General features: G+C 65.6%; 11 protein-coding genes. All 11 read left to right on the forward strand.

Features of this window, described 5'->3' with window-relative positions; all coding sequences use genetic code 11:
• Nucleotides 1-149: 149 nt before the first annotated feature.
• The 11 genes from mqo (at nt 150) to ACQR3T_RS05645 (ending at nt 14,091) form a co-directional block, all read left to right on the forward strand.
• Nucleotides 150-1,670 carry a malate dehydrogenase (quinone) gene (gene mqo, locus ACQR3T_RS05595; RefSeq protein WP_032403204.1) on the forward strand — a complete coding sequence of 507 codons (1,521 nt, stop codon included), beginning with the start codon at nt 150-152 and terminating at the stop codon, nt 1,668-1,670.
• Between the two features lie 11 nt (nt 1,671-1,681).
• Nucleotides 1,682-2,158 carry a GNAT family N-acetyltransferase gene (locus tag ACQR3T_RS05600; protein ID WP_032377066.1) on the forward strand — a complete coding sequence of 159 codons (477 nt, stop codon included), beginning with the start codon at nt 1,682-1,684 and terminating at the stop codon, nt 2,156-2,158.
• Between the two features lie 310 nt (nt 2,159-2,468).
• Complete coding sequence (locus ACQR3T_RS05605; protein WP_428693067.1) at nt 2,469-4,421, forward strand: magnesium chelatase subunit D family protein; 1,953 nt, start codon at nt 2,469-2,471, stop codon at nt 4,419-4,421.
• Nucleotides 4,422-4,430: 9 nt separating this feature from the next.
• A complete protein-coding gene (gene cobO / locus ACQR3T_RS05610) occupies nt 4,431-5,051 on the forward strand; it encodes a cob(I)yrinic acid a,c-diamide adenosyltransferase (RefSeq protein ID WP_428692721.1) in 621 nt (206 codons plus the stop codon).
• Complete coding sequence (locus tag ACQR3T_RS05615) at nt 5,045-6,439, forward strand: cobyrinate a,c-diamide synthase (protein WP_428692722.1); 1,395 nt, start codon at nt 5,045-5,047, stop codon at nt 6,437-6,439. Before cobO ends, ACQR3T_RS05615 begins: the two co-directional genes overlap by 7 nt.
• A 12-nt stretch (nt 6,440-6,451) precedes the next feature.
• Entirely contained in the window at nt 6,452-6,838 is a 387-nt protein-coding gene (locus ACQR3T_RS05620) for a cobalamin biosynthesis protein (protein WP_428692723.1), read from the forward strand.
• Nucleotides 6,839-6,840: 2 nt separating this feature from the next.
• Nucleotides 6,841-7,857, forward strand: a complete 1,017-nt coding sequence (locus tag ACQR3T_RS05625; RefSeq protein ID WP_428692724.1) for a zinc-binding alcohol dehydrogenase family protein — start codon at nt 6,841-6,843, stop codon at nt 7,855-7,857.
• 57 nt (nt 7,858-7,914) lie between these two features.
• A complete protein-coding gene (locus tag ACQR3T_RS05630; protein WP_428692725.1) occupies nt 7,915-9,582 on the forward strand; it encodes an alkaline phosphatase D family protein in 1,668 nt (555 codons plus the stop codon).
• Nucleotides 9,583-9,666: 84 nt separating this feature from the next.
• Complete coding sequence (locus ACQR3T_RS05635; RefSeq protein ID WP_032403210.1) at nt 9,667-11,349, forward strand: ATP-binding cassette domain-containing protein; 1,683 nt, start codon at nt 9,667-9,669, stop codon at nt 11,347-11,349.
• Nucleotides 11,316-12,596, forward strand: a complete 1,281-nt coding sequence (gene cobA / locus ACQR3T_RS05640) for a uroporphyrinogen-III C-methyltransferase (protein ID WP_428692726.1) — start codon at nt 11,316-11,318, stop codon at nt 12,594-12,596. The genes ACQR3T_RS05635 and cobA overlap by 34 nt, the downstream gene beginning before the upstream one ends.
• Before the next feature lie 7 nt (nt 12,597-12,603).
• Entirely contained in the window at nt 12,604-14,091 is a 1,488-nt protein-coding gene (locus ACQR3T_RS05645; RefSeq protein ID WP_428693068.1) for an MFS transporter, read from the forward strand.
• Nucleotides 14,092-14,100 lie beyond the last annotated feature (9 nt).

Genomic DNA, 14,100 nt, shown 5'->3' on the forward strand with positions numbered 1-14,100 from the left:
AGCGGCGTCCGAGGAGCACAATCGAGAGCAGGTTGACGTGGTGTCCGATGGGGTAGGCCCAGCTAGTAACCTGACCGCATCGGGTGAATAGCCCTCTACAGCAGAGTTCTCCGGTCGAGACCTCCACAGACAAGGAAGTCGATTCTCCAGTGTCAAAAGAAGAGCAGGGTAAGCGGATCAAGACCGACGTCGTTCTGGTCGGTGCCGGAATCATGAGCGCCACCCTCGGTGCGCTGCTCCGTCAGCTCGAGCCGAACTGGTCGATCGACGTCTACGAGCGCCTCGATGCTGCCGCGGCCGAGAGCAGCGACGCGTGGAACAACGCGGGTACCGGCCACTCGGCACTGTGCGAGTTGAACTACACGCCGCAGAACAAGGACGGCAGCGTCGACATCGCCAAGGCGCTCAACGTCAACGAGCAGTTCCAGGTCTCGCGTCAGTTCTGGGCCCACGGTATCGAGACCGGCGTGCTCTCCGACGCCAAGAACTTCATCAACCCCATTCCGCACGTGAGCTTCGTGCACGGAGCCGACAACGCCAAGTACCTGCGCGCGCGATACGAGGCGCTCGTCGGCAACCCGCTGTTCGCCGGAATGGAGTTCATCGATTCCAAGGACGAGTTCTCGGCGCGACTGCCGTTGATGGCGAAGGGCCGCGACTTCTCCGATCCGGTAGCGCTGAACTGGAGCCAGGAGGGCACCGACGTCGACTTCGGCGCACTTACCAAGCAGCTGCTCAACTACCTCTCGTCCGCGGGCGGCACCGTGCACTTCGGCCACGATGTGCGCAACATCACCAAGCAGTCCGACGGCACGTGGGACGTCAAGGTCGCAAACCAGCGGACCGGAGCCAAGAAGACCGTCAACGCCAAGTTCGTGTTCGTCGGCGCGGGCGGCGGAGCACTGCACCTGCTGCAGAAGTCCGGTATCGCGGAGATCAAGGGATTCGGCGGCTTCCCGGTCAGCGGCGAGTGGCTGCGGTGCACCAACCCCGAACTGATCGAGCAGCATTCGGCCAAGGTGTACGGCAAGGCCTCGGTGGGCGCGCCTCCCATGTCCGTGCCGCACCTCGACACCCGGGTGATCAACGGTGAGCAGGGTCTGCTGTTCGGCCCGTACGCCGGCTGGTCGCCCAAGTTCCTCAAGCAGGGCAAGATCACCGACCTGCCCGGCTCGGTCAAGCCCGGCAACCTGATGTCGATGCTCGGCGTCGGTGTGACCGAACTCGGGCTCGTCAAGTACCTCGTCAGCGAGCTGGCGCAGTCGCAGGCGGATCGGGTGGAGACTCTGCGAGAGTTCGCCCCTTCGGTCATCGGTAAGGACTGGGAGCTCGTCACCGCAGGTCAGCGAGTGCAGGTCATCCGCAAGAAGGGTCGCGGCGGTGTGCTCGAGTTCGGCACCGCTGTGGTCAACGCTGCGGACGGCACGATCGCCGGATTGCTCGGTGCCTCGCCCGGTGCGTCCACCGCCGTCCCGGCCATGCTGGACGTGCTCCAGCGGTGCTTCGGCGACAAGTACGACGCGTGGCAGCCCAAGCTCAAGGAAATGGTCCCGTCGCTGGGGGTCAAGCTGGCCCAGAACAGCTCGTTGTTCGACGAGGTCTGGGCCTGGACCTCGAAGACACTGGAGCTGGAAAACTCGCGTGAGCTCGCACAGCCCACGGGTGTGTGATAGCAAAAGGTATGAATACGCAAGCAGCAGCTCTCAAACGATCATGGGCACTAGACCTGTCCAACAACACGTTGTACGACCTGTTGAAGCTGCGTGTCGAGGTGTTCGTGGTCGAGCAGGCATGTGCTTATCCGGAGTTGGACGGGCGTGACCTGCTGACCGAGACACGACACTTCTGGCTCGAACGAGACGGCGAGGTGGTGTGCACCCTCCGTCTGCTTGAGGAGCACGACGACGGGGAGAAGGCGTTCCGCATCGGTCGCCTCTGCACCCAGCGCTCGGCCCGAGGGCAGGGCCACACCACGCGGATCCTGCGGGCCGCGCTGGCCGAGGTCGGCTCCGCGCCGTGCCGCATCAATGCTCAGAGCTACCTCGTCGACATGTATGCCAAGCATGGCTTCCTGCCCGACGGTGAGGAAGTTCTCGAGGACGGTATTCCGCACACCCCGATGCGTCGGGGCGGCGGCACCGCCTGGAGCGAGGCCTGACCTTCCGCAGTACTCGATAATCGGTGAGGTCGTTCCGCAGGCTCCACTCCCGAATTGGTGAGGTCGTTCCGCAGGCTCCACTCCCGGAACGAATGCCACACACGGACCTACCGTGTGTGGCATTCGTTCGTTCGGCGGTAGTGTTCCGTTCGAAGTCGGTTGCGGAGAAGTCCTGTACGAATCAGGCGCGGTCCCGCCACTGTGTTCAGGAGTTTCTTCGCTCGAGCAGATTCTCCTGTCAGCCAGATCGCCGCCCGGCTTCGCGTTTTTCTACCGAACGCCCGGCGCGGAACTCCGGGCACGAAGGGACATAGCTGTGCAGCAAGGTGGAAGTGTTCCCGAACCGGGATATCCGTTCAGTGCGATCGTCGGTCAGGACCGACTGCGCCTGTCGTTGATTCTGTGCGCCGTGCATCCCGGCATCGGAGGTGTGCTGGTCCGCGGCGAGAAGGGCACCGCCAAATCGACGGTGGTGCGTGCGCTCGCGACGCTGCTGCCGGCAGTGGACGACGAGGACGGATCCCGACCGGCAAAGCTCGTCGAACTTCCGGTGGGAGCCACCGAGGATCGAGTGGTCGGGTCCATCGACCTCGAGAAGGTGCTGCGTGACGGCGAACGCGCCTTCCAGCCCGGCCTGCTCGCAGCTGCGCACCGCGGAGTTCTCTACGTCGACGAAGTGAATCTGCTGCACGATCATCTGGTCGACGTACTGCTCGACGCGGCCGCAATGGGCCGCGTACACGTCGAGCGTGACGGTGTATCACATTCGCACCCAGCGCAATTCGTCTTGGTCGGCACGATGAACCCCGAGGAGGGTGAGCTGCGACCGCAGCTGCTCGACCGGTTCGGTCTCGCAGTGGACGTGACGGCCTCGCGCGATGTGGATGTTCGGATGAACGTCGTCCGCCGCCGGATGAACTACGAGCGCGATCCGCACGCGTTCGCCGCCCAATTCCGCGACGACGACATCGCGGTGGCCGAGCAGATTCTGGCCGCCCGGAAGATCCTCGACGATGTGGAGTTGAGCGACAAGGAACTTCGGCGTATCGCCGCGCTCTGCGCGTCGTTCGACGTCGACGGCATGCGCGCCGATCTGGTGCTGGCACGCACTGCGTCCGCCCACGCGGCGTGGCGGGGCGCGAGCGAGGTGGCAGAGGAAGACGTGCGGGTCGCTGCGGAACTGGCGCTACCGCATCGGCGTCGACGCGATCCGTTCGACGAGCCGGGCATCGACGACAAGCAGTTGGACGACGCCATGCGCGACGCCGCGGAACAGGCAGAGCAGCAACCGGATCCAGATCCCGACCCGACGCCCGACGGTGACGGGGGAGCGCCGGTGCCGGACAGTGCCGAAGGGACCGAGCGTTCGGAGTCGTCCCCGTCGTCCCCGTCGTCGCCCGACACCGAGACCTCGGGCACCCCTGAGCCACAGCCCTCTGGAACGGGCAAGAACAAGCAGGCAGGAACTCCGGGTGCCCAGTTCAAGGCCCGGCTGCTCGAGGTGCCCGGAGTAGGAGAGGGCGCGCCGGGTCGACGTTCGCGGTCACGCTCCTCACACGGACGGTCGGTACGGCCCACAGTCGAGCAAGGCAAAGGCCTGCATCTGATCGGCACGTTGTTCGCCGCCGCCGAGCATCAGGTCGTCCGGGGCCGTACCTCCGGCCGGTTGAAGCTCGAGCCCGCGGATCTACGGGGCGCGATCAAGGAGGGGCGCGAGGGCAACCTGATCGTCTTCGTCGTCGATGCCTCGGGATCGATGGCTGCACGAGATCGACTCTCGGCGGTGACCGGTGCGGTGCTGTCACTGCTGCGCGATGCGTATCAACGCCGTGACAAGGTCGCGGTCATCACCGTGCGCGGCAAGGAAGCCGAGACGGTATTGCCGCCCACGTCTTCGGTGGATGTGGCCGTGACGCGGTTGCGCAACATGAAGACCGGTGGTCGGTCTCCGTTGGCGCAGGGATTTCTGAAGGCCCGGGATCTGGTTCTGCGAGAACGGGTTCGAGACCCGCTGCGCCGCGCACTGGTGGTGGCGCTGACCGACGGCCGAGCGACCGGAGGCACCGACCCCGTCGGCCGAGCGCGCATTGCCGCAGGACGTATCGCGTCGGACAAGATCGCCTCGGTCGTCGTCGACTGCGAATCGGGAATGGTCCGTCTCGGCCTGGCCGCCGATTTCGCAGCCCGTCTCGGTGGTGGCTACGTGGCGCTGGAGGATCTGTCGGCCGAGCAGGTCACCGCCGTCGTCCGCGCAGCGGCGTAGGGGCGCGCGATGCCTCAGGGTGTACCCGCTCCCGGCACCGTTCCGCAGGACGGACTCACGACGCGTCAGCGCCGCAATCTGCCCGTCCTCGCCGTCCATACCGGCCCGGGGAAGGGGAAATCGACCGCTGCGTTCGGCATGGCGTTGCGGGCGTGGAACCAAAGGTTCGACGTCGGAGTGTTCCAGTTCGTCAAGAGTGCCAAGTGGAAAGTCGGCGAGGAAGCGGCGTTCAGGACTCTCGGCGACCTGCACGAGAGCACCGGTGTCGGCGGAGCCGTCGAGTGGCACAAGATGGGCGAGGGCTGGTCGTGGACTCGCAAGAAGGGCAGCGACGTCGACCACGCCGAGGCAGCGGCCGAGGGCTGGCGGGAGATCGCCCGGCGGATCGAGCAGGAGGCACACCGCTTCTACGTGTTGGACGAGTTCACCTACCCACTCAAGTGGGGTTGGGTCGATGTCGCGGAGGTGGTCGAGGTTCTGACCCATCGACCGGGCAACCAACACGTTGTCATCACCGGACGGGATGCGCCCCGTGAGCTGATCGAGGCCGCGGATCTCGTCACCGAGATGGCCAAGGTCAAGCACCCGATGGATGCCGGCCGCAAAGGACAGCGAGGCATCGAATGGTGAATCCGTCGTGCCCCGCCGTGGTCATTGCGGCCCCCGCTTCGGGCAGCGGAAAGACGACGGTGGCCACCGGGCTGATGGGCGCACTACGTGCGGCCGGCCGAAAGGTCGCTCCGTTCAAGGTGGGTCCGGATTACATCGACCCCGGCTATCACGGTCTGGCGGCCGGGCTGCCCGGACGCAATCTCGATGCGGTCATGGTGGGTGCCGATCGAATCGGGCCTCTCTTCCGGCACGGCAGCCGGGGCTGCGACATCGCGGTCGTCGAAGGCGTCATGGGACTGTTCGACGGCAAGATCGACATGACCGGCCCCGGGGAGGCGTCCGCCGAGGGATCGACCGCACGGGTGGCGGCGATGCTCGGTGCCCCGGTCATTCTCGTGGTCGATGCCCGCGGCCACAGTCAGTCGCTTGCGGCTGTGCTGCACGGGTTCTCGACGTTCGACCCCAGCGTCCGCATCGGCGGGGTGATCCTCAACCGGGTCGGCAGCGAACGCCACGAGGATGTGCTGCGTCAAGCGTGTGAGCGGGTGGGTGTGCCGGTGCTCGGCGCGTTGCCGAGAATGAGCGAATTGGTTGTGCCGTCACGACATCTGGGCCTGATCACCGCCGTCGAACACGGTGGTGCCGCCACCGATGCGGTCGACGCGATGAGCGCGCTGGTGGCGCAGTTCGTCGACGTGGAGGCAGTGAGCGCCTTGGCTCGCTCGTCGATACTCGCGCCGGAGTGGGAGCCGGTAGACGAGGTTCGTAGGTCCGAAGGATCGCCGGTCGTCGCGGTGGCAGGTGGTCCCGCATTCACCTTCGGCTACACCGAGCATGTGGAACTTCTGCGCGCAGCCGGAGCCGACGTCGCTGTGTTCGACCCATTACGCGACGGATTGCCCACCGGTACAGCAGCAGTCGTGCTGCCCGGCGGATTCCCGGAGGAACACGCAGCCGCGCTGGCAGCGAACGAACTGCTGCTGACCGACATCAGGACGGCCGCGGCCAGGGGTCTGCCCGTTCACGCAGAATGCGCCGGATTGCTCTATCTGGCCACACAATTGGACGGTCATGCCATGGCAGGCGTCATCGACGTCGACGCGGAATTCGGAAACACGCTCACTCTCGGGTATCGAGACGCGGTCGCCCTCGAGGCGTCGCCTCTGTTCGACGCGGGAACCCGTGTCACCGGCCACGAGTTCCATCGCACGAAGCTCGTCGCAGTGCGCGAGGCCGCCCCGGCGGCCTGGGGTTGGCATCGGCAGCGACCGGACGGCAGAACCGCCGCTCGAGAAGGCTTCGTCCGCGGCGGAGTGCACGCGTCCTACCTGCACACACACGCTGCGGGCAATCCCGAGTCCATCACTCGATTCGTTTCCGCCGCAGTCGATTACGCGCGCGTCTAGGGCTCGTCGACGATGCGGGTGGTGGTCGGAATCGGTGCCCGGTCGGGTGTTGGGGCCGCCGAGATCGTGCGCGTGATCGGGGCCGTCCTGCAACCGAATTGGCGCGTCGAGGCCATCGCATCGATCGACCGGAAAGCGGATCTGGTGGCGGCGGTGGCGTCGAGCATGCGGGTTCGGGGTGTGACCTACTCGGCGAGGGAGCTGTCGACCGTCGTCACGCCCACCGTGTCGGTCCGAGTGCTGCGTGCCGTCGGAAGTGCCAGCGTCGCCGAAGCAGCGGCACTGCTGGCCGGCGGTTCGACGGAGTTGACGGTACCCAGGTTCGGTCTGGACGGTGTCACCGTTGCCGTTGTCGAGCTCTGCCTTGACGGTGGACAGGGGGTTCGGGCCATCCTGTAGCTATGACCGAGACGATGAAAGCCGTTGCCTACACCCGCTCGCTCCCTATCGACGATCCCGCCAGCCTCACCGATGTGGTAGTCGACGTGCCGAACGTGCGACCGAGGGACATATTGGTAGATGTCAGAGCCGTGTCGGTGAACCCGGTGGACGTCAAGGTCCGCGCAGGCAACGACCCGCACGGCGAGCCGAAAGTCCTCGGGTTCGACGCGGCCGGTGTTGTGCGTGCCGTCGGTGCCGACGTCTCACTGTTCACCCCGGGCGACGAGGTCTACTACGCGGGCGACCTCGGCAGACCCGGGACCGACTCGGAGTTGCATGCGGTGGACGAACGGATCGTGGCGAAGAAGCCGACCACTCTCGATTTCGCGGAGGCCGCGGCGTTGCCGCTGACTGCGATCACTGCCTGGGAAGGATTGTTCGACAAACTCCGCATCACTGCCGAGTCCACCGGCACGTTGCTGATGGTGGGGGCCACCGGCGGCGTCGGATCTCTGGTGCTGCAATTTCTTCGGGTTCTCGCTCCCCGAGTGAGGGTGATCGCGACAGCAGCGGACGAGGATGCGGAGAAGTGGGTCCGTTCTCTCGGCGCAGCGGAGGTGGTGAACCATCGGCGCGATCTTCGGGGCGACGTACGTCGAGTCGCTCCGGACGGCATCGACTACGTGTTCACTGCTCATTCCGCCGGCCAGGTCGAGATCTATGCAGACCTGTTGACACCGTTCGGGCAGATAGTGGCGATCGACGATCCCGAGACGCTCGACGTTCTCCCGCTCAAGACGAAGGCGATCTCGTGGCACTGGGAGTTCATGTTCGCGCGTCCGATGCACGACGCGCCGGATCTTGTTCGCCAGCACGAGTTGTTGACCAGGGTGGCCGAGCTCGTCGACGCGGGTGCGGTGCGGACAACCGTCACGACCGTCCTCTCTCCTATCGATGCCGAGCAGCTGCGCGAAGCGCATCGGTTGGTCGAGACCGGGCACGTACGGGGAAAGGTGGTGGTGGCGGCCCGCTCGTGAGGACCGATCCGCGCCACTGACTGGCGAAAGCGGGCCGACGCAGGCAATGTGGATCCAATGACTTCCGACAGCCTTGTCCTGCTCGGCCCGATCGTCCGGTACGTCGGCACCGAGACCGCGACCCTGTGGTTCGAGATGGCCGAAGCGTCGACCGTAACGGTCGTCACCGATGCCGGCGTCCGCGCGGCGGAACGCACGTGGGGTGTCCACGGCCACCACTACGCGCTGGTTCCACTCGAAGGCCTGCCCGCCAATTCCGCGGTGTACTACGAGGTGTTCGTCGATGAGCGCAAGGTCTGGCCGCGTGAAGGCCACACTGCGGCCATCCACACTGTCGACGCCCAGGGGCCCGTCACATTGGCGTTCGGATCGTGCCGGCGAGGCGACAACTACAGCGAGGAATCTCTGAAACAGATCGGAGCCGACGCGTTGGCCGGACTGGGCAACGCGCTGATAGAAGAGGACCCGAGTCGGTGGCCGCAGGCATTGCTGCTCCTCGGTGATCAGGTCTACGCCGACGACCCGTCGCCGGAGATCGTCGAACGGCTACAGGCTCGGCGTCGATCCGGCGAGGGCCCGCGGAGTGCCGTCGGAACCGACGCGGAGAACGAGATCTGCGACTTCGAGGAGTACTCCTGGCTGTATCGGGAGTCGTGGGGACTGGAGCCGGTACGGACGCTGATGGCGAGCATCCCGTCGTGCATGATCCTTGACGACCACGATCTGCGGGACGACTGGAATTCGTCCGCGTCCTGGCGTCGGGACATCGAAACTCGGCCGTGGTGGAACGATCGCGTGATCGGCGCGTACTCGTCGTACTGGGTGTACCAGCACCTGGGCAATCTGTCGCCGAAGGAATTGGCGCAGGACGAGATGTACGCCGCGGTCCGGTCCGCTGCCAGTGACGCGGATCGCGAGAAGTTGTTGGCCGACTTCGCATTACGGATCGACCGCAATCCCGAGACGGGGCGCTGGAGCTTCTACCGCGATTTCGGGGACACGCGTCTGATCATGATCGATTCGCGGTGCTCGCGAAATCTGGATCCGAACAACCGAGAGATGGTGGACGAGAAGGAGTGGGCGTGGGTACGCGAGCGCGCGCTCGAAGCCACTCCGCGACACCTGCTGTTCGGTTCTTCGCTGCCCTACCTCATGCTGCCCGCTCTGCACTACCTGGAACAGTGGAACGAGGCTGTGGCGCAGGGGAGTTGGGGTTCCATGCCGGCGAAGGTGGCCGAGAAGATGCGGATCTCGCTCGACCTCGAACACTGGGCCGCCTTCACCAATTCGTTCAACGACATGGCGGCGTTGACGCGTGAGCTCTCCCGCGGCGAGAACAAGCCTGCCTCCATCATGTGGCTGTCCGGCGACGTGCATTGTTCCTACGTGGCGAACGCGAACTTCGGTGTCGGTGGGCGAGATGTTCCTGCCACCTATCAACTGACCATGTCTCCGTTCCGCAATCCGCTCGATCTCCCTATCCGCGCGGTCAACAAGCTGGCCATCAAACGTCCAGCAGCTCGGATCCTGTCGAAACTCGCTCGAGCCGCGCACGTGGGCCCCTCGGGAGTCGAATGGGATGCCGAGGCGGGACCGTGGTTCGACAACGGCGTCATGGTGCTGACCCTGCACGGTGATTCGGCGCGGTTGCAGGTGCGCCATGCTCACGTCGACGATGCCGGTGAGCAGGTTCTGACCGAGACATCGACCCTGGCCCTCGCCTAGAGAAGGCTCGGCCCTCGCCTGAAGAGACGAGCGTCGTCGTAAACGATTGGCCATCGCGGTGCCGATAAGGTTGGCTGGTTCGTTGTGGCCCACCTCGAACTCAACGACATCGTGTACTTCCTGCCCGACGGCAGGCAGCTGTTGAACGGAGTCGGATTTCGGGTGGGCGACGGTGCCAAGACGGCATTGATCGGCCCGAACGGAACCGGTAAGACGACGCTGACGCGGATCATCGCCGGCGACGAGACCGCCGACGAGGGTTCGGTGTCGAGCTCCGGCTCGCTCGGAGTGATGCGGCAGTTCGTCGGTCAATTGCGCGACGACTCGACCGTGCGCGACCTGCTGCTCTCCGTTGCGTCGCCTGCCGTCCGCGCGGCGGCTGCGGCACTCGACGACGCCGAGAACACGATGATCGAGATCGACGACGAGAAGACCCAGATGAAGTACGCCCAGGCACTGTCGGATTGGGGTGACGTCGGCGGTTACGATCTCGAGCCGTTCTGGGACAAGGTCACCACCGCTGCACTGGGCATGCCGTTCGACCGGGCCAAGTGGCGTGCCGCATCGACGCTCAGTGGCGGTGAACAGAAGCGTCTGGTGCTCGAAGCGCTCTTCGCCGGGCCCGACAACCTGTTGCTGCTCGACGAGCCGGACAACTACCTCGACGTGCCCGGCAAGCGTTGGCTCGAGGCGACCATTCGCGACTCGGACAAGTCGGTGTTGTTCATCAGCCACGATCGTGAGCTGATCGCCAACGCTGCGAATCGGATCGTCACCCTCGAACCGGGAGTGAGCGGTGCTACGTCCTGGGTGCACGGTGGGGGATTCGCGACCTATCACGCCGCCCGCGAGGACCGGAATGCTCGGCTCGACGAATTGCGGCGGCGGTGGGACGAGGAACTGGTCAAACTTCGTGCGCTGGTGTTGCGACTGCGTGAGAAGGCGAAGTTCAACGACGGGGTGGCCGCCCGATACCACGCGTCCCAGACCCGTTTGGCCAAGTTCGAGGAGGCCGGACCCCCGGAGGCGGTGCCGCTGAAGCAGCACGTCACCGTTCGACTGCGAGGCGGTCGGACGGCCAAACGAGCGCTGGTGTGCACTGCTCTGGAACTGACCGGTCTGATGAAGCCCTTCGACACCGAGATCTGGTACGGAGACCGCGTTGCGGTGTTGGGGTCCAACGGTTCCGGCAAATCGCACTTTCTGCGGCTGCTCGCCAACGGCGGAACCGATCCGGAGAAGGAGCACGAGCCGGTACAGGAATTGGCACTCGACCCGGTGCCCCATACCGGCACGGCGGTCCTCGGTGCGCGAGTGCGCCCGGGACTGTTCGCGCAGACCCACACTCGCCCGGACCTTGCGGGCAACACGTTGCTCGACATCTTGCACATGGGCAACGAACACCGTGACGGCATGGGCCGGGAGGCCGCGGGCCGGGCATTGGACCGCTACGGTCTGGCCCGTGCTGCCGAGCAGTCCTACGACAATCTCTCGGGCGGTCAACAGGCGCGCGTGCAGATCCTGCTTCTCGAACTCTCGGGCGCAACGCTGTTGCTGTTGGACGAGCCGACCGACAACCTCGACCTCATGTCCGCCGATGCCCTGGAGGACGCGATCGCGGCGTTCGAGGGCACGGTGATCGCGGTCACTCACGACCGTTGGTTCGCCCGCAGTTTCGACCGATTTCTGGTGTTCGGCAGTACCGGGCAGGCTTACGAATCCGGTGAGCCCGTATGGGACGAAAAGCGAGTGCAGCGCGCGCGGTAGCGTTTCTTCCCGTGAACGCGACTGACTCTCCCTATCTGGTCGGCCTGAATCTGGACGGTCGACGCGTCGTCGTGGTCGGAGGCGGCACCGTCGCGCAGCGGCGATTGCCGCTGCTCATCTCCTCCGGTGCCGTGGTGCACGTGATCACTCGCGAGGCCACGCCTGCTGTCGAGGCGATGGCGACCGCAGGCCAGGTGACGCTCGAGTTGCGCGACTACCGCGAGGGTGACCTCGCCGACGCCTGGTACGCCATCGCCTGCACGGACGAGGCCGACACCAACGTCGCCATCGTCGCCGAGGCCACCGCGTCCAAGATCTTCTGCGTCCGAGCCGACATCGCCAAGGACGGTACGGCGGTCACTCCGGCCTCGGCCGAGTGGGACGGCCTGACCCTCGGTGTGCTCGCGGGAGGCGAGCATCGGCGTTCCGCCGCTGTGCGCAACGCCGTGATCGAGGCCCTGCAGTCCGGGGTCGTCGCCGACTCGGCCCACGCGCCGATGACCGGCGTCGCGCTGGTCGGTGGAGGCCCGGGCGACCCGGATCTCATCACTGTCCGAGGCCGCAGACTCCTTGCCTACGCCGACGTCGTGGTGGCCGATCGCCTTGCTCCGCCCGAGCTGCTCGCCGAACTGGGTCCGCATGTCGAGGTCATCGACGCCTCGAAAATTCCGTACGGGCGTGCCATGGCGCAGGAAGCGATCAATCAGGCATTGATCGACGGTGCCAAAGCGGGCAAATTCGTCGTTCGGCTCAAGGGCGGCGACCCCTATGTCTTCGGTAGGGGATACGAGGAGCTCGAAGCCCTCGCTGCCGAGGGAATCCCGGTGACCGTCGTGCCCGGCATCACCAGTGCCATCTCGGTGCCCTCGTCTGCGGGCATCCCGGTGACGCATCGCGCCGTCACCCACGAGTTCGTGGTCGTCAGTGGACACGTGGCACCCGATCACCCCGATTCACTGGTCGACTGGGACGCCCTCGCCAAGCTCAAGGGCACGATCGTGCTGCTGATGGCCGTCGAGCGGATCGGGAAGTTCGCCGACGTGCTCGTCGCCGGTGGACGGCCGTCCGATACCCCGGTCATCGTTGTGCAGGAGGGCACCATGCGTACGCAGCGTGAAGTTCGGGCGAACCTGAGCACCGTCGCCGAGGCCGTTCGCGAAGCAGGGATCAGGCCTCCTGCCATCGTGGTTATCGGGACCGTTGCCGGTTTCTCCGTGAACGCCGGTAACGTGAACGCTCGTGCCTGAGTCATCGATGTCCCAGACCTCCGCCACCGAGATCGAATATCCGGTGACGACCCGAGCGTTCGGGATGGCGATCATCGTCCTGAGTGGCCTGCAGCTGATGGTGGTGCTCGACGGCACCGTCGCCAACCTGGCCCTGGCACCCCTACAGGCCGATCTCGGGCTGTCCGACGCCGGCCGCAACTGGGTGCTGACGTCGTACGCTCTGGCCTTCGGCGGGCTGATGCTCCTCGGCGGCAGACTCGGTGATGCGTTCGGCCGAAAGAAGATGTTCCTGGCCGGCGTGGTGCTGTTCACGATCGCGTCCCTGCTGTGTGGTCTCGCGGTCAACGAAGCCACTCTGGTCGCGGCCAGGGCCCTGCAGGGGGTCGGGGCCGCAGTGGCGTCGCCCACGGCGTTTGCGCTGGTGGCAACCACCTTCGCGCCCGGCCCGGTGCGCAATCAAGCCATTGCGATCTACGCGGCCATGACGGGTGTCGGCTCCATTGCCGGACTCATCATCGGCGGTGCGTTGACCGAGGTGTCCTGGCGCTGGATCTTCCTGATCAACGTGCCGATCGGCGTGGTCATCGTGGTGCTCGCGGTCGTGTCGCTGCAGGAGACGGTGGGCGCAAGATTGCCCCTCGACGTTCCCGGCGCGATTCTGGCCACACTGGGCTGCACCGGCGTGGTCCTGGCCTTGAGCGAGGGCACCGAACTGGGCTGGACCAACCCGATCGTCATCGTCTCGCTGATCGCGGGGTTGCTCTTCCTCGGACTGTTCCTGCTGGTCGAGCGTCGTGCCGACAATCCGCTGCTGCCGTTCTCGCTGTTCCGCAACCGGGATCGGGTCGCGACCTTCGTGGCCATCTTCTTCGCCGGCGGAGTGATGTTCTGCCTCGCCGCGTACGTGGCCCTGTTCGTCCAGGACATCCTGGGATACAGCCCGCTTCATGCCGGTCTGGCGTTCGTGCCGTTCGCCTTCGGACTCGGTGCCGCGGCGTTCCTGGCCTCGCAACTGGTGACCCGAATCGCTCCCCGCTGGTTGATTCTGAGCGGTGCCGTCATCATGGTCGGCTGGCTCATGGTGTCGGTCACGACGATGAACGCGGACTCGTCGTATTTTCCCGGACTGTTCTTTCCCGTCATCGGCATCGGCTTCGGTGTCGGCCTGACGGTGGTGCCGCTACCGCTGTGCGCCATCGCCGGGGTCAGCCCCACCGAGATAGGGCCGTTGACGGCGATTTCCCTGGTTGCCCAAACTCTCGGTGGCCCGTTGGCCCTTGCCGTCATCGGAGCGCTGGTCACCTCGCGCACCATCTCGCTGGGCGGAATCTCCGGGCCCGCGACACTGATGAACGAGAGCCAACTCGATGCACTGAGCTCGGGCTACATGTTCGCTCTGTTCTGCTGCGCAGTCTGCGCCGTGATAGCCGGCTTCGCGGCCCTCTTCATCCGATTCACCCCGCAGCAGGTCGCCCAGGCGCAGGCAGCTCAGGAAGACGCCCAGAAAGGCTGACGAGCAGGG

The sequence above is a fragment of the Rhodococcus sp. IEGM1428 genome (genome assembly GCF_050321865.1).
Taxonomy (GTDB): domain Bacteria; phylum Actinomycetota; class Actinomycetes; order Mycobacteriales; family Mycobacteriaceae; genus Rhodococcoides.